We start from the raw sequence: 20323 nt of genomic DNA on the forward strand, positions 1-20323 counted from the left end.
AGTGGGGGCGCTTATGACTGTATACCATCGTCAATCTCTGTTTTGGGGCGCCGTTGCGTTAGCGGCCGGCGTGTTGCTATGGAACCTGCGTGCCGTTCTCACGCCGTTTCTGCTCGGTGCGCTCGTCGCATACATTTTGCAGCCGGGCGTGGAGTGGCTGGTACGCCATCGCATTCCGCGCGGCCTTGCGGCGCTGGTGATGATGTCTTTGTTTGCTCTGTCCGTCGCACTCGTCATGCTGCTCATGTGCGTAGTTGTCCAGAAGGAAGGGCCGGAACTCATCAGGCAAATTCCATTTATCGTCGCAAAACTCGATGGATGGCTGAAGCCGCGTCTGGCTTTTCTGGGACTGGATTATTCGCTCGATGTGACGAATATCCGCGAGGTGCTGGCGGCCCGTCTCAAAGCGGACGGGCAGGGCGCGATGCTTGCCGTATGGCAGTACCTGCGCACCAGCAGCAACGTGATGATCAATGTCGTGAGCAATGCGGTGCTGATGCCACTCGTCCTGTTCTATCTGCTCTACGACAGGCACGAGGCGTTCGAGCGCATGGCGAGCTTCGTGCCGCGGCGCTGGCTCGGCAAGACACGGGAATTCGTCGGAGAGATCGATTGCATGATGTCGCAGTACCTGCGCGGGCAACTGCTGGTGATTGCAGTGCTCGCGGTGTTCTACCCGACTGTGCTGACGATTGCAGGGTTGGATCTGGCGGTGCCCGTCGGCCTGTTTAGCGCGCTTGCCGTATTCGTTCCCTACATCGGCTTTGCGACCGGCCTCGCGTTCGCGCTCCTCGCGGCGCTGCTGCAATTCGGTGACTGGTATGGCCTCGCCGTGGTGGTCGCGGTGTATGGCGTCGGCCAGATTCTTGAAAGCTTTGTGCTGACGCCGAGACTGGTTGGCGAGCGCATCGGCCTTCATCCGCTCGCGGTCATCTTTGCGTTGCTGGCGTTTGGGCGGCTGTTCGGATTCTTCGGCGTGCTGCTCGCGTTGCCGGTCAGCGCCATCCTCGCATCGGCATTGCGGGAACTGCGCCAACGCTATCTCGCGAGTGCGCTTTACCAAGGCTGACCGGCATCGCGATCGCCCGATTCGATGTCCGGGCACCTGCCCCGCCTACCCACCAACCCGACACTGCACCGGGCGGCCGCACCTGCGATGGTGCGGAAACGCCGCGCTAGTCGCACTGTCACGGCAAGGTCGGAGCATCGGGAACGGTGGGCAGTGGACGTCGCGCGATCCGCTCGGCCTCTACACGTGTGAGACCGAACGCCTGCAATACAATGGCGGCGGTTCGCTGGGCAAACTTCTCCTCCTTCGAGCGAAGCACCTTTCGCGCACGAACGGTCCGCTTCGACGAGATGGCCAGTTGCAGTTCGGCGGCAATTCCCGCGAGCACCGTGCCAATCACGGTGATAACGGACATGAACCGGTCCGCGATCACAAAACGCCTTTCTGAAATGCCCTTCTCGCTATCGCGCAGCAGGCGCAGGCCGAGACCCCTGCTGAGCAGGCGCGGCGACAAACCTTCGCGAATGAGAAGTTGCCCCCAAACTGGCTCGCGGTAGGCCCGCAGGAGCGTGTGACGGACTGAGACGGCGATCACTTCCGCTGGATCGGACAACCCCGCGGCGAGGCGATCGAGCGTATCCGCAAATTCCTCGAACAGCCATTCGATGAGCGCCGTGAAGATGCCTTCCTTGGATTCGAAGTGGTTATAGAAGGAGCCGAACCCGACGTCGGCTGCCTCGGTGATTTCGTTAATCGTGACGGAGCTCAAACCCTTGGCCGCCACCAGTTTCAGCGCAGCGTCGAGCAGGCGCGCGCGCGTCTCGCGTTTGCGACGGGCACCGCGCGGATAGCTTCGATTGATCGCGTCGCGGGACGCACTTGGCGCCTTGAGAGAGCGTCCGCGGCTCGCGCGCGGTTTGGGGGCTTGTGGCATGTCGGCTCCGTAGTCGTGGTTATTCGAAGTCTGGATTCTAGATTTGTATGTCATAGTTGACAATATACTCAGTAATGGGTCTAATGTCACCCGCGCCGCCGACAACCGGACGTACGAAGGACCCAACGATGCCGACGGAGCGAAAAAATTCCGTTAGCGGTCGATCGCAAGTCCTCGGCCGGAACTGACAGACCAGACAGACCAGCAGATCACCGGGCGGTAGGCATGAACGGGCGCTGCCCCACGTACTGGTTGCGTGGAGGCACATCGAGCTGGCAAGTACCGACATGCACGTCGATAAGTAGGACTAACGTATCAACGAAGCTTGTTTTATGCGTCCGCGCTGATAGCGAACCGTGCTTGCTGGCACTCGGGTTTGCACGGCATCGGGAAACTTTCTTACCAGGGTTATCACCCGTCTTGTGAACATCGTGAAACATTCCGGCCCTATCGCGCAGGCGCCTGCGCGTCGCTTCTTACCTTCCCTCGTCCAATCTCCGCAGTGCGCACGCATGGTGCTTGCGGCTTGCTGCGCGGTCATGCTCGCGGCATGCCACCAGCGCGAAGCCGCCGCTCCAGAGCCAAAGCCCGTGGTCGCCCTGGCCGTCCACGCTGACGGGCGCACGGCAAGTGCGTCGCTGCCGGCTCAGGTGCAGGCGCGCTACTCCACGGCGCTTTCGTTCAGAGTGGGCGGCAAGATCATCGAACGGCGCGTTCGCCTCGGCGACGCCGTCAAGGCGGGACAGGTTGTTGCGCTGCTCGACCCGACCGATCTGCGCAGTAACCTGGCCAACGCGCGAGCGCAGCTCGATGCCGCCCAACACCGGTTCGTCTACGCGAAGCAACAGCTCGATCGCGATCAGGCGCAGGCGCAGGCAAACCTGATTGCACCGGCGCAGCTCGAACAGACGCAGGACGCGTACGCATCCGCTGTTGCGCAGCGCGACTCGGCGCTCGCCCAGATGGCGCTCGCCTCGGACAATCTGCGCTATGCGACGCTGACTGCGGACCACGACGGCGTGATTACCTCGGAGGACGCCGACACGGGCCAGAACGTTCAGGCAACCCAATCGATCTATCACCTCGACTGGACGGGCGACGTAGACATCGTCTGCGACGCGCCCGAGCGCACGCTGAGCTCGCTGACAGTCGGCAGCATGGCGCGCGTAACGCTGCCGGCGCTACCCGGCAAGACCTTCGAGGCCCGCGTGCGCGAGGTGTCGCCTAGCGCTGATCCGCAAAGCCGCACCTGGCGCGTCAAGCTCACCCTGAACGCGCCCAGCCCTGCAGTGCGCCTCGGCATGACGGCCACCGTTGCGTTCGATGTCGTCGGTGACGCGTCGGGCGCACAGCCGTTCACTGTGCCGGTGACGGCGCTCTTTCATCAGGGCGAGAACCCTGCTGTCTGGGTGGTGCGTACCGGCACCGACACACTCGAGCTGCGTCCTGTGACGGTGCAGCGGTACGACGAGCGCACGGTCGCCATCGCATCGGGCCTCCGCGACGGCGACCGCGTCGTGGTGCAGGGCGTACACGCCGTTAGCACGGGCCAGCACGTGCAGGTGGTGGCGCCCCTGCATCGGGAGGATTTCCCGTCATGAACTCCCGTGACCAAGAACCCGTGCGCGAGAGCGCGCCTGTCCCGTCTGCCGGGGCAGACAAATCTGGCGAAGGCAGCTTCAATCTTTCCGCCTGGGCGCTGCGTCATCAGCAGCTCGTGATCTTTCTGATCGGGCTCGCCACGCTTTTCGGCGTGATCGGCTATACGCAACTCGCGCAGTCGGAGGACCCGCCGTTCACCTTCCGGACGATGGTGATCAAGACCTATTGGCCCGGTGCGAGTGCGCGCGAGGTGCAGGAACAGATCACGGACCGGATCGGCCGCCAGCTACAGGCCGCGCCGAACATCGACTACATCAAGAGCTACTCGCGGCCTGGCGAGTCGATGATCTTCTTCGCCATGAAGGACTCCGCGCCCGTCAAGGAAGTGCCGGACACCTGGTATCAGGTGCGCAAGAAGGTCGGCGACATTGCCGCGACGCTGCCGAAGGGCACCGTCGGCCCGTTTTTCAATGACGAATTCGGCGACGTCTACACCAACATCTATGCGCTTGAAGGCGACGGCTTTTCGCCGGCGCAACTGCACGACTACGCTGACAAGCTGCGCACAGTCCTGCTGCGCATACCCGGTGTGGCGAAGGTCGACTATTTTGGCGACCCCGATCAGCACATCTTCGTCGAGATATCGAATGCGCAGCTCACGCGGCTTTCGATCACGCCGCAACAGCTCGCTCAGGCGATCGACGCACAGAATGCCGTGGCGCCCGTCGGCACCATCACGACCGCGGACGACCGCGTGTTCGTGCGGCCGAGCGGCGCGCTCAAGGATGTGCAGGCGCTCTCCGACATGCTGATCACCATCAACAAGCGCACGTTCCGGCTGGGCGACATCGCGAAGATCACACGCGGTTATGACGACCCGCCGGTGACCCAGATGCGCGTCGGCGGCCAGGCGGTGCTCGGCATCGGCGTGACGATGCAAAAGGGCGGCGACGTGATCGACCTCGGCAAGGCGCTCGACGCAAAAGCCGCCGAACTGCAGGCCACGCTGCCGGCGGGTCTGAAACTCGCGGCGGTTTCGAGCATGCCGCACGCGGTCAAGCACTCGGTGGATGAGTTCGTGAGATCGGTTGGCGAAGCGGTGGCGATCGTGCTGGTCGTGAGCCTCGTCTCGCTCGGCTTGCGCACCGGTATGGTCGTCGTGATCACGATTCCGATCGTGCTGGCGGTGACGGCGCTTTGCATGCACATGTTCAATATCGGGCTGGACAAGGTTTCGCTCGGTACGCTCGTGCTCGCGCTGGGCCTGCTCGTCGACGACGCGATCATCGCCGTCGAAATGATGGCGGTGAAGCTGGAGCAAGGCTGGAGCCGGGCGCGCTCGGCAGCGTTCGCGTATACCAGCACGGCATTCCCGATGCTCACAGGCACGCTCGTCACCGTATGCGGCTTCCTGCCGATTGCGCTCGCCAAATCGAGCACGGGCGAATACACGCGTTCGATCTTCGAAGTGTCGGCCATCGCGCTGATCGTTTCGTGGTTCGCGGCCGTCGTGCTGGTGCCGTTGCTGGGTTATCACCTGCTGCCGGAACGCAAGCCTGAACCCGGCGGTGCACACCATGATCCGCATGAAATCGGCAACACCGGCTTCTACCGGCGCCTGTCGGGATGGGTTGCGTGGTGCGTCGAGCGTCGCTGGGTCGTGCTCGGCATCACCGTCGTGCTTTTCGCGATTTCCATGCTGGCCTTCACGCGCGTGCCGCAGCAGTTCTTCCCGAACTCGGAACGGCCGGAACTGCTGGTCGATCTGCGATTGCCGGAAGGCGCCTCGTTCGAGGCGACGCTGCGTGAAGCGAAGCGCCTGGAAAAGGTGCTCGACGGCAAAGCCGGGATCGACCACTTCGTCGACTTCGTCGGCACCGGCGCGCCGCGTTTTTACCTGACGCTCGACCAGCAGCTTCAACAGCCGAATTTCGCGCAGTTCGTGATTACCGCAAAAAGCGTGGAAAACCGCGAGGAACTGATGCGTTGGCTCGACGGCATGCTCGAGAAGGACTTCTCCGGCGTGCGAGCGCGCGTCTCCCGGCTCGAGAATGGTCCGCCGGTCGGCTTCCCGATCAAGTTCCGCGTGAGCGGCGACGATATCGCGACCGTCCGATCGATTGCGCAGACGGTGTCGGACAAGGTCCGCGCCGATCCCCGCACGCGCAACGTCCAGTTCGACTGGGACGAGCCGGCGGAGCGCTCGATCTCGTTCGAGATCGATCAGAACCGCGCGCGCCAGCTTGGCGTCACGTCGGAAGACGTGTCGAACTTCCTCGCGATGACGCTATCGGGCTACACGGTGACGCAGTACCGCGAGCGCGACAAGCTGATCAACGTCGATCTGCGCGCGCCCAAGAGCGAACGTGTCAATCCGGCGCAGCTCACGAGCCTCGCGATTCCGACGCCCCACGGCCCGGTGCCGCTCGGTTCGCTCGGACACGTGCGCAATACGCTCGAGTACGGCGTCGTCTGGCAACGCGACCGTCAGCCGACCATCACGGTGCAGGCGGACGTGCGCGGCGACGCGCAGGGCATCGACGTGACCCACGACATCGAACGTGCGCTCGCGGCGGAAACCGCCAGGCTGCCGGTCGGCTATCGCATTCAGGTGGGCGGCGCGGTCGAAGAAAGCGTGAAGGGCCAGACGTCGATCAATGCCGAAATGCCGTTGATGATCATCGCCGTGCTGCTGTTGCTGATGATCCAGCTCAAGAACTTCGCGCGGACCTTCATCGTCGTGCTGACGGCGCCGCTCGGCCTGATTGGCGTCGTGGCCGCGCTGCTGCTGTTCGGCAAGCCCTTCGGCTTCGTCGCGCTGCTGGGCGTGATTGCCATGTTCGGCATCATCATGCGCAACTCCGTGATTCTGGTCGACCAGATCGATCAGGATATCGCGGCAGGCCAGCCGCGCTTCGACGCGATTATCGGCGCAACGATAAGGCGTTTCAGGCCGATCATGCTGACCGCCGCCGCCGCCGTCCTCGCGCTGATTCCGCTGCTGCGCTCGGGCTTCTTCGGTCCGATGGCGACCGCACTGATGGGCGGTATCACGATCGCCACGGTACTGACCGTGTTCTTCCTGCCCGCGCTGTACGCGGCGTGCTTCAGGGTCCGGCACGACGAGCGCGGAATGCAACCGGTCGTCGCCGAGCATTCGGAGGTTTGATGATGAGCTTCGACTACAAGACATCCGTGATGGCCGTGGCTGTGGCCATCGCACTGACGGCCTGCACGTTCGGCCCGAACGGCGCGCCCCCGGCGATGCCTTCGCCTGCGCACTACGGTGCCGAGGCACAGCCGGCGAAGACCGTCGCAGCGGGCGGCGTGGCGCAGCAGTTCGATATCGGCGCAGTGGGCGTTCCGCAATGGTGGCAGCTTTACCGGTCGGACGCGCTGAGTGCACTGGTCGAGGAAGGCTTGCGCAACAGCCCCACGCTCGGGGCTGCGCAGCGGACGCTCGCAGCCGCGCAGCAGGAACTGCGCGCCCAGGTCGGCGCATCGACGCTGCCTTCAATCGATGCTGCCGCACAGGTCGATCGCGGGCGTACACCGCTTGTGCCCGGCATTGGCCCCAGCGAGGTTCGCTATAACTTTTTTGCCGGACAGGTTCTCGCGTCCTACACCTTTGACCTGTTCGGTGCGACGCGTTCGGCGAACGCGGCCAGCGCCGCTCGCGTAGACGTGCAGGCGTATCAACTGGAGGCGGCGCGGCGCGCGCTCGCGGCAAACATCGTCGGTACGACGATCAGCGTGGCGGCACTCGATCGCCAGATCGCGCTCACCGAACGGCTCGTCGCCGTGGCCAGGACGGTCGCGGACGAGGACCAGCACCGCTACGCACTCGGCTCGGTCTCGCGTGCGCAGGCGCTTGCGTCGACGCAGGATGCGGCTTCGGCTGCGGCGAGTCTTCCTGCGTTACGCCAGCAGCGCGCCACAGCCATCCATGCGCTCGCGGTGCTGATGGGCCGCACGCCGGACAACGCCCCGGCCGTTCCCGATCTCGACAGCCTGACGTTGCCCGAACACGTGCCCGTCGTGGTGCCGTCGGACCTGCTGCGTTCGCGCCCCGACGTTCAGGCAGCCGACGCCGCCGTGAAGGCCGCTGCCGCCGATGTCGGCGCTGCGACCGCGCAGCTCTTTCCGAGCCTGTCGCTGACGGCCTCGATGGGCCGCGGCGGCTTTAGCTGGCCGGCGGTGCTCTCAGGAGCGGGCGGACTCTGGGCCATTGGTGCGAGCCTGTCGCAACCGATCTTCCATGGCGGCGCGCTGTTCGCGCACCGCAAGGCGTCGATCGATGCTTACGATGCGGCGGTGCTGAACTACAAGTCCACCGTTCTGTCGGCGTTCCAGAATGTCGCGGATTCGCTTGCCGCGCTGGATAACGACGCACAGACACTCGCGTCGACTGAAGCAGCGGCACAGGCAGCGCAGGCGGGGTTCGACGATACCGCGTCGCGCCGCCGCATGGGTTCGCTGCCGTCAACGGCAGAGCATGCCAGCGAGCAGCGCTTTCTCAACGCACGGATCGGCGCCGTGCGCGCGGCAAGCCAGCGCATGAACGATACCGTCGCACTGTTCCAGGCGATGGGCGAACTGCCGCCGGGCCAGCCGCAAACAGCGTCGTCGCAATGATCGCGTGTCGATGAAGACGGGAAGAGCGACCTGCCGATCAGGCCGCTCTTCCTCGACTGTACCGGCGGGTATCGGAGCAGTCGTTTTCTATCCGAAATAAGAATGCGCCCACGCACGGGAAGGTCAAGCCGGACTTCACGTGCATCGAACGCGCCAGAACTTCAGGTTGTCCAGTTCCCTGTATGGAATATAAGAAACTGATCGCCTGTCACGAGTGCGATCTGCTGTTTCGCAAGCCTCTGCTGCGGGGCGGGCAGACTGCGAGCTGCTCGCGCTGCCGTGCGGGCCTGGAAGGAACGCAGGGAGCGGGCGTGCCGCTCGACCGGATTGGTGCGCTCACCGTTGCAGCTTTGATCACATTCTGTATTGCGCAGGCTTTCCCGGTCATACAACTGCAGACCAACGGTATGACGTCGGAGGCGACGCTATTCGGCGCGGTGCGCTCGTTGTGGACGGGGCACATGCGCATCGTCGCAACGATGGTCTTTTGCTCGGCGATCCTGTTTCCGCTGATCGAACTCCTCGCCCTTCTCTATGTGCTCGTTCCGCTGCGCCTTGGCAAGGTAGTACGTCATTTCAATCGAATGCTTCGCGTCGTGCAGCTCATCCGTCCATGGGGCATGATCGAAGTGTTCATGCTCGGCGTGGTCATCACGATCGTGAAAATGGTCAGCATGGCGCAGGTGATCCCTGGGCCAGGACTGTTTGCATTCGGTGCACTCACGTTGATGTTGGCGTTTCTCGCCACTTTCGACCCGCGCGTGCTCTGGTCGACGCGGGACGAAATAAAGTTTCGACAACCCGCTGAGATCCGCTGGACCAGAGTGAAGCGCAGGTGCGCCCCGCGAGCCCCGACGTTCTTCGGCCTGAAGCCCGCGCCGGCGGCGCATATGACGGCGCGCAGCGCCGGGCTCATAGCCTGTCATACCTGTGGACTGGTGCAGAAGCACATCGCGGCGTCGTCAGAGCAGCGCTGCTCGCGGTGCGAATCGGTGCTGCACACGCGCCATCCCGATAGCGTGACGCGCACGTCGAGTCTGGTTCTTGCCGCCGCGCTCGCCTACATACCCGCGAATCTGTTGCCGATCATGCACGCGTCATCCCTCGGCCACTCGGAGGACGACACGATCCTCGGCGGCGTGGCGTACTTCTGGACTTCAGGCGACTGGCCACTCGCCGTCGTCGTGTTCGTAGCCAGCGTCGTGGTGCCGATGCTCAAACTCGCCATTCTCACGCTGCAAATCGTAGCGGCCCGTCGCAGTCCGGACTGGCAGCCGCTCGAACGCGCGAGGCTGCATCGGCTCGTCGAGTGCGTGGGCCGGTGGTCGATGCTCGATATCTTCGTTGTCGCCCTGACGGTCGCGCTGGTGCATTTCGGTTCGTTTGCGGTTGTCACTGCCGGTCCGGGCGCGCTGGCTTTCGGCGCGGTGGTGATTCTCACCATGCTCGCGTCGCATCAATTCGATCCGCGGCTGATCTGGGACAACGTCCGCTGCGGGCCAGCGCGTGGTTCACGGCGATGAACGAATACCGTGCTAGCGGCGTCCGCACTCCTAAATAACCTCATATTTGCGAACTACTCTCCGAGCGATGCATCTTCCAACGCCACCCAGACCTGACATCAAGCCGCGGAAACGCTGGATTCCCTCCCTCATCTGGTTAGTGCCGCTCATCTGTGCGCTGATCGGTGTGGCGCTGGTAGTCAAATCCGTCACCGACAAGGGACCGACAGTGACGGTCACGTTCAGCAACGCTGAGGGTATGGAGGCGGGCAAAACGAAGGTCAAATACAAGGACGTGGAGATCGGTTCGGTACAGGCGGTCGCGCTGTCAAAGGACCTGCAGCACGTCATCGTCACGATCGAGCTGACCAAACAGGCAGAAAAGTTCGCGAGCCGAGGCACGCGCTTCTGGGTGGTTCGCCCGCGCGTGGGCGCTAATGGCATCTCGGGCCTCGGTACGCTGCTCTCCGGCGCGTATATCGGTGTCGATGTCAGTCGTTCTTCGGAAAGGCAAACCGCGTTTGTCGGGCTCGAAAGTCCTCCGATCGTCACGTCCGGGCAGCCGGGACATCAATACACGCTAAGAGGCGACTCATTGGGGTCCGTCGATATCGGCGCGCCGATTTTCTACCATCGCATCCAGGTGGGCCAGGTGGTCGGCTTCTCGCTGGATCCGCATGGCACCGGCGTCATCGTCAATGTTTTCGTCAATGCGCCGTTTGACCAGTATGTCGGCACCAATACACGGTGGTGGCACGCAAGCGGTGTCGACCTCCGTCTGGATTCGAACGGATTGAAGCTCAATACACAATCTCTGGCGACGGTGGTCGTCGGAGGTTTGGCGTTCCAGTCGCCGCCGGGTCAGGACGCCGGACAACCGGCCGCTGACAAGGCGGCGTTCCCACTCGCATCGGACGAGTCGGACGCGATGCGCGAGCCCGACGGCGCGCCGCTCAATGTCGTGATGCGGTTCAACCAGTCGCTGCGCGGCCTGTCTGTCGGCGCTCCCGTCGACCTTCGAGGCATCGCGCTGGGGCAGGTGACGGACATCGGTATCGAATATAACGAAAAGGAGAAGAGTTTCAGCATGAAGGTATCGATGGCGCTGTATCCCGACCGGCTCAGCCGGCGCTCCAACGAAGCGATACCGGCTCCGAACTCGCAGGGTGGCCATGCGTTGCTGGAAAACCTCGTCATGGAGGGAATGCGCGGTCAGTTGCGAACCGGCAACCTGCTGACAGGCCAGCTATTCGTGGCGCTCGACATGTTTCCGAAAGCGCCTCGGGCGAGCGTCGATGTTCATCGCAATCCTATTGAACTGCCGACTGTGCCTAACACCCTCGACGAACTTCAGGTGCAGATTGCCGATATTGCGAGGAAGCTGAATCAGGTGCCGTTCGACAAGATCGGAGCCAACCTTAACGGCGCACTTGAAAACGCCAACAAGCTGTTCGGGCACATGGACACAGAGATCGTTCCACAAGCCCGCGACACGCTGGCGGCCGCGCAGAAAACCTTCAGTACCGCCGAAACGACGCTCCGGCAGACCGCGCCCCTGCAGTCGGACATCCAGGATGCGATGCAGGAAATGACACGCACCCTGCAATCCCTCAATGCGCTCGCCGATTATCTGGAACGTCATCCCCAGGCGCTCCTGTTCGGCAAGAAAGGAGACCAACGGTGAAACTGATCCAATCCCGCGCGCGGCGCGCGATCGCCCGTATTGCGACCGTCATGGGTCTGGCCGCGCTGAGCGCCTGTGCTTCCCCGCCGGCCCGCTTCTATACCCTCGGCACTGACAGCGAACCGACGCGTGCAAACGTTACGGTCAGTCCGGCCTTCCGGATCGACATGCGCACAGTGAAGGTGCCGGTTTCAGTCGCAAGGAGCCAGTTCGTCGTACAGGTCGATGCGGCGCGCGTCAGGATTCTGGAAGACGAGCGCTGGGCATCGCCGCTTGCAGACGAGATCCGCAATGCGCTGCTCGCGGCCGCGACTCGACAGGCGGGCGGCCCTGACACGTACCAGCCTGGTCACGCCGAGGACGCTCGCACGTATCAGGTCTCCGTCGACGTGCAGCGTTTTGAATCGTGGCCGGGCTCACACGCGCTGCTTGACGTCACCTGGAGTGTACGCAAGTCGAACGACTCACGAACATTGACCTGCCGCAGCATAGTCAGCCAGCCCGTATCGGCCGGCTACGATGCACTCGTCAACGGCCATCGAATCGCAGTGAGAAGGATAGGCACTCAAATTGGCGAAGTGATCCGGGAATTTTCGGCGGCGCCGTTCGAGTCCGCCGTTGCACCGGCGCGCATCCCTGCGAGTACGAGAAGTTCGGCGTTGTTATGCCCGGCTCTAGCAGGCTGAACCGATACAGGAATTGGTGCCTCACGCCGACAAGAAGCGCGAGCTGATTGCTAGCGTCGAGGCTTTAGCAGGTGATTGAGTTTAATCGCTAGCGGCCCGAGCGGGCTTCTCCGCCGGGCCGCACCCGGCTGACTTCAGGCCGATCAGACCGATGGCGCCGGACCTCTTGATTCAATCGGCGTCGACAGTCTCCTCCACGACCGGCAGCGGACGCGCTGCAATCTTCTCCGCCTCCGCGCGCTTGAGTCCGAGTGTCTGCAGCAGCATTGCTGCAGTACGCTCAGGGAAGTTCTCCCCGCTAAAGCCAAGCTCCTTGAGTACGCTTGCCGCGGGCGCGCCCGGTGCGACGAAGTTCAGCTCGGCGGCGATTGCACAGAGGACCGTACCGGCCACCGCAAGAAATCCGATGAACGGGTCGGCGACCACAAAGCGCTTCGCGGCAATGCCATTCACCATGTCGCGCAGCAGCCGCTGGCCCAGTCCGCGGCTCATCGCATGCGTCGGAATAAACCCTTCACGTACCAGGAAACGTCCCCACACGGGGTCTTGCTGCGCACGCAGGACCGTATGACGCACGGAGACAGCGATCACCTCGGCCGGGTCGGAAAGGCCAGCGGCGAGGCGATCCATCATGTTAGCGAAATCCTCGAACACCTCGTCGACAAGCGTCGCGTAAATCGCCTCCTTCGATTCAAAGTGGTTGTAGAACGAGCCAAAGCCGACATCAGCGGCTTCGGTGATTTCATTGATCGCCACGCCCTCCATGCCTTTTTCGGCCATCAGCCTGAGGGCGGCGTCGAGCAGACGGGCACGCGTCTCGCGCTTGCGACGCGCACCGCGCGGCTCGCGTTGTTCGGGAATGGCAACCGGGGCGATTGGCGCCGCACGGGTAGGACGCTTTGTAGTGTTCGGCATGATGGATCCAAGCTTTGGTTATGCCTAAGTATAGATCGTAATGTCTAGGTTGACAAAACGCTCACGAATGACTTTAATGTCATTAAAGGCGACCCGAAGGCCGGCCTTACATACAAGTACAACAGACAACATCTGGAGTGACTGTGGAGACAGCAGCAAAGGACGGCGCCGCGCCGTCGAGCCGGCATGAACAGGTTCGTCCGCCGATTGGCGCATTACCGTCGGTGGTTGACGTCTTACTGGTGGGTTGCGGACCCGTCGGTGCAACGATTGCCAATCTACTGGCGCGCTACGGCGTGCATGTATTGATTGTCGACAAGTCAACCGAGGTTTCCATCGCGCGCCAGGCAATCGAGCTAGATAACGACGCGCTGCGCATCCTTCAGCTTGCGGGCATTGGGGAGCACGATCTCGAGACCAGCACAATTCCATATGTGCGGATGAGAACGCCCATGCTGGGGCAGGTCGGCCAAATCAGTTCGGCGAGCCGCCTGGATGGCTATCCGAAGCCCGTCACGTTGTACCAGCACGAACTCGAGCGGTGCCTGCGGGCCCGGCTCGAGAAATACGACTGTGTGCATATCGCGCCAGGTGTCGAACTGGGGAGCTTCACGGAAGAAGGCGACCATGTGCTCGCGTCGCTGGAGCTTGATCGCGGCCGCTCTCACATCGTCCGGGCGCGCTACGTGGTCGGTGCAGACGGGCCGTATTCGCTGGTTCGGCAGACTATGGGGCCGCACTTCTGGGGTAAGACATTTGCCGAGAAATGGCTCGTTGCCGCTGCGCGGCATCTTTCGCGCCCAGCCGAAGATATCGAGTTCATCTCCGATCACCGTCGGCCAAACCGATACATGGTCGCGCGCAGCGGGCGTGAGCGCTGGAAGTTCATGCTGCAGCCGGACGAGCGCCACGAGAACATGAAAGCCGAGGTCCGCATACGCGAGATTGCCGCTCCATCGGGCAACCCGGAAGACACGATGATCGAGCGCAAGGCGGTGTATCGCTTCCGAACGCGAACCCTTAATGCATTCAGCCGGGGGCGTGTGTTCTTCGCGGGCGACGCCGCGCACATTAGGCCTCCATCCGTCGGCCGAGGGTTGGCCGCGGGACTGCGAGATGCCGCCAATCTGTGCTGGAAGCTTGCATGGGTGGTGCAGGGGCGAGCGGATTCACGCATTCTCGACACTTACGACGAGGAGAGGCGGCCCCACGAGAAGGCGATAACAAAGCTCGCAAGGTTCATGAGAAAGCTCGTCACGCCGCGCAATGGCGGCATTGACTCGTGGGCTCATGGGCTAATGCAATTCTCGCCACCGGTGCTCCCGCTGCATGCGCAGCCCGAGGAATCGCAGATCCAGCCGAAAAAAACAACTAGAAGAGGTGTGTTTGTCAAAGGCCGCTCGCCGACGAAGCTTGTGCGCGGCGCAGTCATTGGGCAGGGGCGGGTACGTGGTTCGGATGGCAAGGCGCGTCCGAGCGACGAGGTGTTCGGGCAGGGCCTGGTGCTGATTGGATTTGGCACAGACGCCCGAGCCTCGCTTGATTCTTCTGAGGCAGCAGCCTTCGCGCGTGCCGGCGGAAGCACTGTGCAGATCGCACACCGTGGAGAGCGGCCGCATCTCGCTCGGCATGACAGCTGGGAGGACCTCGACGGTGTGTTCCTTCCGCGTCTCGTACCGGTTGGTTGGGCCGCCGTGGTGCGGCCCGACAAGACCGTCGTTCACGATGGCCCGGCGACCGATGCGTCGCGGCTCGTGCGCGAGAGTCTTTCCTTGCTCGGTCAGCACTGCTGGGTCATGCAGTGATCGCGAGGCCGCATGCCATCTCGAAACCCCATTCACACCGTGTGATTTCTTATCGCCATGAACCTGACCACTGTACAACCAGCCCGTCACCCCGATCCTACGACGAAAGCGTCGGCATTGGCCTATCTGATATTCGACCGGCCGGATCTCGAGAAAGCCGAGCAATTTCTCAATGACTTCGGGCTCCGAACGGTATCGCGCGGTGAAGCGCTCCTGCTGCTGCGGGGAACGGGTGCTTCACACTTCTGCTATGTCGTCCGGAAGGCCTCGAAATCCCGGTTCGTTGGTTTTGGGCTACAGGTCGACAACAGGGCCGAGCTTGATGCACTTGCAAAACTGCCGGGCGCCTCGGACGTCGAACGCTCGCCCCTGCCCGGCGGCGGCTATACGGTACGGCTGACCGATCCTTCAGGCTTTCGCGTCGACGCGATATGGGGCCAGCAGCCAGCTTCGACGTTGTCTCATCGGCCACCCTTGCCGTTCAACTCCGTGGATGCGACGGTCCGGATCAACGGCACGCAGCGACCGCCCGAAGGCGCGCCGGAAATTATCCGGCTCGGACACGTCGTGCTCGAACTCGTTGACTATCAGGAAACCTGCGCGTGGTATACGCGGCATTTCGGCTTCATCCCCAGCGATGTGCAGGTGCTTCCCGATGGTTCGCCCGCCGTCGCGTTCATGCGGCTCGATCTCGGCGACAAGCCAGCCGATCACCATACGCTCGCGCTTGCACAAGGCTTCGTGCCCACCTACAGCCATAGCGCGTACGAAGTCGTTGACGCCGACGCGATTGGCATGGGCCAACGCATTCTGCGCGACCAAGGTTGGACGCACGCGTGGGGGATCGGCCGACATATCCTGGGCAGCCAGGTGTTCGACTACTGGCAAGACCCATGGGGCGACAAGCACGAGCACTATTGCGACGGCGACCTCTTTACGGCGGACGCGCCGACGGGTGTCCATGCCGTGAGCCGCGAAGCGATGGCCCAATGGGGACCGACGATGCCACGCAGCTTCACGAAGCCCAGGTTCACACCCGCGAGCGTCGTGGCACTTTTCAGAAACCTGCGCCGCAGCCCCGACCTGACGTTGAGCAAGCTGCGCACGTTGGCGAAGCTTTTCGCCTGAACCACCCCACTTTCATAGAATCCGGAGATCGATAAATGGCACTTCACGTTCTGCATTACCTTCATGATGGCCGCGCCCAGTGGGGCGTAGTCGCCAATGGCGCCATCACGCCGATTCATGGCGAATTCAAGTCGACCGCCGAGTTTATTGAAGCCAATCCCGTCGAACGGCTGGCGGTACTGGACGGTTCTCCGATTCCCGAATCGGATGTGCAATGGTTGTCGCCCGTGACCGCCAACCAGCAGTTCATCTGCCAGGGCGCGAATTATCGCCAGCATATGATCGACTCGGGCGTGGACCCGGACGTGAAGAAATTCAACATGATCTTCACGAAGGCGACGAGCTGCATCGTTCCTGCCGACTCGCCCCTCGTGAAGCCCAGGGAGGTGCAGTTCCTCGACTACGAGATCGAACTCGGTCTTGTGCTCAGACGCGACGTCACCTCCCGCGAAACGGTCACCGACGAGAACCTGCATGAGTACATTGCCGGCGCCGTGATCGTCAACGACTACTCCGCGCGTGATATCCAGATTCCGCAGATGCAGTTCTACAAGGGCAAGAGCTACCGCACGTTTGGCCCTGTCGGCCCTTACCTTTGCCTCCTTGAGAAACATGATATTCCGAAGTTGAAGGAGCTCGTGCTGACACTGACGGTCAATGGAACCGTCCGCCAGAACGACACGACTGCGGGTCTCGTCTATGGGCCGGCAGAGACCTTGACGGAGCTTTCCGGCGTGCATGATCTGCGCATCGGTGACCTGCTCGCGACCGGCACGCCATCTGGCTGTGCACTGAGCATTCCATCGCCCGAAAAGCAACGCGCCGCGGCGCAGCTGCCTGAAGCGGAAAAATGGCGTCTTTTCCTGAAGATGCAGGCGGACAGGCCGCAGTACCTGAAGGTGGGGGACGTCGTGGAGGCGCATATCGTCAGCCACGATCGCTCGATCAATCTGGGCGTGCAGCATAACGTCGTTGTGGAAGAGGCAGCATGAAAGGCATCGCAAACGTAGACGAAGTCCTTGCCATCGAAACGCAAGGGCTGCCGGCGGATCTCCCGTCGAGCACCTACGAGATGATCTGCCGGGGCGCGGCGATTAATCCATCGGCACCGGCACTTTCGTTCTTTGCAACGGCCGACGACTATCGGAACGCCGAGTGCTGGACGTATAGTGAACTCGTCCGAGATATCACGCGCACCGCGAACATGTTCTCGCGCCTCGGAGTACAACGCGACTCAGTCGTCGCATATGTTTTGCCCAACCTCCCTGAAACGCACTTCGTGATCTGGGGTGGGGAGGCCGCCGGAATTGTCTGCGCGATCAATCCATTGCTTGAGCAGGAAGCCATCGGCCAACTCCTCAACGCTGCAGGCGCCAGCGTGCTGGTAACGCTGGCGCCGTTTCCCGGAACTGATCTTTGGCAAAAGGTACAAGCGGTGCTGCACAAGGTTTCTTCGCTGAAGGATCTGGTGCTCGTGAATCCGGCCGAACGTGTGACGGGTTCAAAACAGTCCGCGACGCGGATGCTGCAGCGTAACGAGTGTTCAAGGCTGCACGGCGAGGGCGGCGTGCGGGGCGCGGTTCCTGCGCATATCGAGATCCACGACTTCGGCGTTGCCATCGCGCAGGAGTCGGGAACGGCACTTCAAGGCGCGCGGCACATTGGCGCCGACGACGTGTCGTCGTACTTCTGTACGGGCGGGACGACCGGCCTGCCGAAAATTGCGATGCGCCGCCACGGCAATGAGGTGGCGAATGCCTGGAGCACGGGTCAATTCTTCGGCGACAGCGTCGGGCCAGGCAAGACGCTTTTCTGCGGACTGCCACTCTTCCACGTGAATGCCGTCATGGCAACGGGTCTCCTGCCTTTTTCCAAAGGCGCCCAGGTCGTGCTCGGCACGCCACAAGGCTATCGGGGCGATGGCGTTGTCAAACGTTTCTGGGAAATCGTCGAGCATCACCGCATCAATTTCTTCAGCGGTGTCCCGACGCTTTATGCGGCGTTACTCGATATTCCTGTCGGCGAGCACGATGTGAGTTCGCTGGAGTACGGACTGTGCGGTGCGGCTCCCATGCCGGTCGAAGTTTTCCGGACCTTTCAGGAAAGGACGCGCATCCGGATTCTCGAGGGCTATGGCCTGACCGAGGGGACCTGCGTGAGCAGCGTCAATCCGCCGCTGGGGGAGCGCAGGCTGGGCTCAATCGGGCTGCGCATTCCGGGCCAGGCGATGAAAGCCGTCATCGTCGACGCTGACGGGCGATATGTACGGGATTGCGAGATCGATGAGGTCGGCCTGCTGACTATTTCCGGCCCGAACATTTTCCTCGGGTATATCGTGCCCGAGCAGAACAAGGGACTGTGGCTGGACCTCGGCGATGGCAGGTGCTGGCTCAATACCGGCGACCTCGGTCGATGCGATGTCGATGGTTATTTCTGGCTTACTGGTCGAAAAAAGGAAGTGATCATTCGTGGCGGTCACAACATCGATCCGGCAGCGATCGAGGAACCGCTCTATCGCCATCCCGCCGTCAAGATCGCGGCGGCGGTCGGTCGTCCCGATGCACACGCCGGGGAGTTGCCGATTGCCTATGTCCAGCTCAAACCGGGTGCAACCGCGACTGAGGACGAACTCGCCGAGTTCGTGCGACTCGAGATAGGCGAGCGCGCGGCACTGCCTAAACGGATCAGAATCCTGGATGCGATGCCGTTGACAGGCGTGGGCAAGATTTTCAAGCCGGGGCTGAAACAGCGCGAAACGGTAGACGCGTTACAGTCGGCACTCGTGGAGGCTGGCGTCGAAGGAGCAACCGTTAGGATCATTGAAGATACTTCGCGCGGGCTTTCGCTTCACGTCGAACTTCCCGACCCCGCGCTCGAAGCATTGGCGACTTCCGCGCTCGGGCGCTTTCCGTTCGCATTTTCGCTTTCGGTTGCCGCGAGGCCATCGCGGAGCGAGCAATGTTGATGTACCAGCGGCGATAGAGAGTTAAACGCTCGCGTCGGTTTAGAGGAAAGAGGATGAATACTGCTTCAGAAAGGTCCTTGCGTTCGCTTGTTGAAAAATGGCTCGGGCCAATATCGGGGACTGCGGTTCGGATTACCCGGTTCGGTCGTGCGGGCACAAACCAGAGACCCTATGTGCGTATCGAGCTACTGCTGCCGACAGGGCCGGTTGGGTTATTTTTCTTCCGGCACCGCGACGGTGCGTGGTGCGTATTCCCGCCCGAGACTGAACGTTTGGCGATGCGCGCTTACTAGCGTGCAGGGCGATGGAGGCATGCTGTACCAGCAACTATTCCAAAGGCAGAGAACGAATAATTGGACGGATTGAAGTCTCGACACCAGGAGGTACGAAGAATAGAAAGAATGGTAAGGATAACGCGAAAGCGTTTTTCCACATAACGTGTACGAGGCAGTAGCGGTGTTCTAAACATTCGTGCCTGTTTCATGTCATTTAGTAAAACGACCTAATCAGACATAACCGGCGGACCTGATAAGCGGTCGAAGCCTATGAGGAACGACGCAACGACCCCAGACGGAGCGCCGCATCGGTTCCACAGGAAGCACCACGGGTTCACAAAAATGCCCGGGCAACGAGACAGGAGAAGACACGTGAGGAATTACAGACGAATGATCAGCTCTGCCGGCATGGCGGCTTGCCTCTGCTCGGCTGCGCTGACCGACAATGCAAACGCCCAGTCGGCGGGAAGCATTACGCTGTCCACAGGATGGCTTCACATCGCGCCACAGGGCGACGCAACGCCACTCACCGTGGAGAGTATTGGCGGCGAAACGGTGAATCGCCAGCTAGCCGGTAGCGGGGCGCATGCGACGTCAACGAATACGGTGGGAATTACCACCGAGTACTACGTCACGGACAACATTGGCGTCGCTATGCTTCTGGGACTGCCATTGACAGTAAATCTGGTTGGCGATGGGACGCTGGAGAAGTATGGCAACCTCGGCTCGACGAGGCCAATGCCGCCCGCCATCGAACTTCGATACCACCTGTTTTCGGCCGGCTCGAAATTCCGTCCATTCATCGGTTTGGGTGTGAACTATACGTGGTTCACCCAGGTTCGGACAACCAATAGCCAGTTTGTCACTGATAGCGTTGGTCCAGGTGGTTCGGCACACGCAACACTCAGTTCATCGTGGAATCCGGTATTCGAGATCGGGGCAAGTTACGCCATTACAAAACACTGGTCTGTCGGAACCTCTGTGAACTATATGCCGGTGAAGACCAACCTTACGTTAGACGGACACACCGCGACTGGAACGCAGATCGTTTCCAAATCGACGCTCCGGCTCGATCCCCTGAGCGTCTTCCTGAACGTCGCCTACACGTTCTAGCGCGTACGACTCGTTAATGCACCGATCGAGATTTGAATGCCCATCGAAGACATCGACTACGTTATTTTTC

General features: G+C 61.9%; 14 protein-coding genes. 12 read left to right on the forward strand and 2 right to left on the reverse strand.

Annotated features, from left to right (window positions below; genetic code table 11):
• Positions 1–13: 13 nt before the first annotated feature.
• On the forward strand, positions 14–1069 hold the full coding sequence (locus OKW39_RS22920) for an AI-2E family transporter (RefSeq protein WP_429563766.1): 1056 nt from the start codon (positions 14–16) through the stop codon (positions 1067–1069).
• A 118-nt stretch (positions 1070–1187) separates the two neighbouring features.
• On the opposite strand, the gene OKW39_RS22925 is transcribed toward OKW39_RS22920, so the two are convergent.
• A complete protein-coding gene (locus OKW39_RS22925) occupies positions 1188–1943 on the reverse strand; it encodes a TetR/AcrR family transcriptional regulator (protein WP_429332546.1) in 756 nt (251 codons plus the stop codon).
• 512 nt (positions 1944–2455) lie between these two features.
• Here OKW39_RS22925 and OKW39_RS22930 point away from each other — a divergent pair.
• The 6 genes from OKW39_RS22930 (at position 2456) to OKW39_RS22955 (ending at position 12052) form a co-directional block, all read left to right on the forward strand.
• Positions 2456–3544 carry an efflux RND transporter periplasmic adaptor subunit gene (locus OKW39_RS22930; RefSeq protein ID WP_176078824.1) on the forward strand — a complete coding sequence of 363 codons (1089 nt, stop codon included), beginning with the start codon at positions 2456–2458 and terminating at the stop codon, positions 3542–3544.
• Positions 3541–6714, forward strand: coding sequence for an efflux RND transporter permease subunit (locus tag OKW39_RS22935; RefSeq protein WP_429563767.1), 3174 nt, complete (start codon positions 3541–3543; stop codon positions 6712–6714). The genes OKW39_RS22930 and OKW39_RS22935 overlap by 4 nt, the downstream gene beginning before the upstream one ends.
• 2 nt (positions 6715–6716) lie before the next feature.
• Positions 6717–8180 (forward strand): efflux transporter outer membrane subunit, encoded by a 1464-nt coding sequence (locus tag OKW39_RS22940; protein ID WP_429564255.1) that lies wholly within the window; start codon positions 6717–6719, stop codon positions 8178–8180.
• Positions 8181–8362: 182 nt separating this feature from the next.
• Positions 8363–9703, forward strand: coding sequence for a paraquat-inducible protein A (locus OKW39_RS22945; RefSeq protein WP_429563768.1), 1341 nt, complete (start codon positions 8363–8365; stop codon positions 9701–9703).
• Between the two features lie 67 nt (positions 9704–9770).
• Positions 9771–11366, forward strand: coding sequence for an intermembrane transport protein PqiB (locus OKW39_RS22950; RefSeq protein WP_429563769.1), 1596 nt, complete (start codon positions 9771–9773; stop codon positions 11364–11366).
• Positions 11363–12052, forward strand: coding sequence for a PqiC family protein (locus OKW39_RS22955; RefSeq protein ID WP_429563770.1), 690 nt, complete (start codon positions 11363–11365; stop codon positions 12050–12052). Before OKW39_RS22950 ends, OKW39_RS22955 begins: the two co-directional genes overlap by 4 nt.
• A 171-nt stretch (positions 12053–12223) precedes the next feature.
• Here the strand turns inward: OKW39_RS22955 and OKW39_RS22960 are convergent, their stop codons facing one another.
• Positions 12224–12967 carry a TetR/AcrR family transcriptional regulator gene (locus OKW39_RS22960; RefSeq protein ID WP_429332541.1) on the reverse strand — a complete coding sequence of 248 codons (744 nt, stop codon included), beginning with the start codon at positions 12965–12967 and terminating at the stop codon, positions 12224–12226.
• A 224-nt stretch (positions 12968–13191) separates the two neighbouring features.
• Here OKW39_RS22960 and OKW39_RS22965 point away from each other — a divergent pair, with 224 nt between their 5' ends.
• From OKW39_RS22965 to OKW39_RS22985, 5 genes are all read left to right on the forward strand, one after another.
• The gene (locus OKW39_RS22965; RefSeq protein WP_429564256.1) at positions 13192–14772 is read left to right on the forward strand and encodes an FAD-dependent monooxygenase; all 1581 of its coding nucleotides are present in this window, start codon (positions 13192–13194) and stop codon (positions 14770–14772) included.
• A gap of 57 nt (positions 14773–14829) precedes the next feature.
• Positions 14830–15900, forward strand: a complete 1071-nt coding sequence (locus tag OKW39_RS22970; RefSeq protein ID WP_429332539.1) for a VOC family protein — start codon at positions 14830–14832, stop codon at positions 15898–15900.
• Positions 15901–15935: 35 nt separating this feature from the next.
• Positions 15936–16892: a fumarylacetoacetate hydrolase family protein gene (locus OKW39_RS22975; RefSeq protein ID WP_429563771.1), complete on the forward strand. Its 957-nt coding sequence runs from the start codon at positions 15936–15938 to the stop codon at positions 16890–16892.
• Positions 16889–18865 carry an acyl-CoA synthetase gene (locus tag OKW39_RS22980; protein WP_429563772.1) on the forward strand — a complete coding sequence of 659 codons (1977 nt, stop codon included), beginning with the start codon at positions 16889–16891 and terminating at the stop codon, positions 18863–18865. Before OKW39_RS22975 ends, OKW39_RS22980 begins: the two co-directional genes overlap by 4 nt.
• A 665-nt stretch (positions 18866–19530) precedes the next feature.
• Positions 19531–20253, forward strand: a complete 723-nt coding sequence (locus OKW39_RS22985) for an OmpW/AlkL family protein (RefSeq protein ID WP_429354774.1) — start codon at positions 19531–19533, stop codon at positions 20251–20253.
• The last annotated feature ends 70 nt before the right edge of the window (positions 20254–20323 follow it).

The organism is Paraburkholderia sp. MM6662-R1 (assembly GCF_050436245.1).
GTDB lineage: Bacteria > Pseudomonadota > Gammaproteobacteria > Burkholderiales > Burkholderiaceae > Paraburkholderia > Paraburkholderia tuberum.

What these genes read in the sequence shown, in the direction of transcription:
- OKW39_RS22985 (WP_429354774.1), top strand. Translation starts at nt 19,531, where the DNA reads ATGATCAGCTCTGCCGGCATGGCGGCTTGCCTCTGCTCGGCTGCGCTG.
- OKW39_RS22940 (WP_429564255.1), top strand. Translation starts at nt 6,717, where the DNA reads ATGAGCTTCGACTACAAGACATCCGTGATGGCCGTGGCTGTGGCCATC.
- OKW39_RS22975 (WP_429563771.1), top strand. Translation starts at nt 15,936, where the DNA reads ATGGCACTTCACGTTCTGCATTACCTTCATGATGGCCGCGCCCAGTGG.
- OKW39_RS22945 (WP_429563768.1), top strand. Translation starts at nt 8,363, where the DNA reads ATGGAATATAAGAAACTGATCGCCTGTCACGAGTGCGATCTGCTGTTT.
- OKW39_RS22935 (WP_429563767.1), top strand. Translation starts at nt 3,541, where the DNA reads ATGAACTCCCGTGACCAAGAACCCGTGCGCGAGAGCGCGCCTGTCCCG.
- OKW39_RS22925 (WP_429332546.1), bottom strand. Translation starts at nt 1,943, where the DNA reads ATGCCACAAGCCCCCAAACCGCGCGCGAGCCGCGGACGCTCTCTCAAG.
- OKW39_RS22960 (WP_429332541.1), bottom strand. Translation starts at nt 12,967, where the DNA reads ATGCCGAACACTACAAAGCGTCCTACCCGTGCGGCGCCAATCGCCCCG.
- OKW39_RS22930 (WP_176078824.1), top strand. Translation starts at nt 2,456, where the DNA reads ATGGTGCTTGCGGCTTGCTGCGCGGTCATGCTCGCGGCATGCCACCAG.
- OKW39_RS22980 (WP_429563772.1), top strand. Translation starts at nt 16,889, where the DNA reads ATGAAAGGCATCGCAAACGTAGACGAAGTCCTTGCCATCGAAACGCAA.
- OKW39_RS22920 (WP_429563766.1), top strand. Translation starts at nt 14, where the DNA reads ATGACTGTATACCATCGTCAATCTCTGTTTTGGGGCGCCGTTGCGTTA.
- OKW39_RS22950 (WP_429563769.1), top strand. Translation starts at nt 9,771, where the DNA reads ATGCATCTTCCAACGCCACCCAGACCTGACATCAAGCCGCGGAAACGC.
- OKW39_RS22970 (WP_429332539.1), top strand. Translation starts at nt 14,830, where the DNA reads ATGAACCTGACCACTGTACAACCAGCCCGTCACCCCGATCCTACGACG.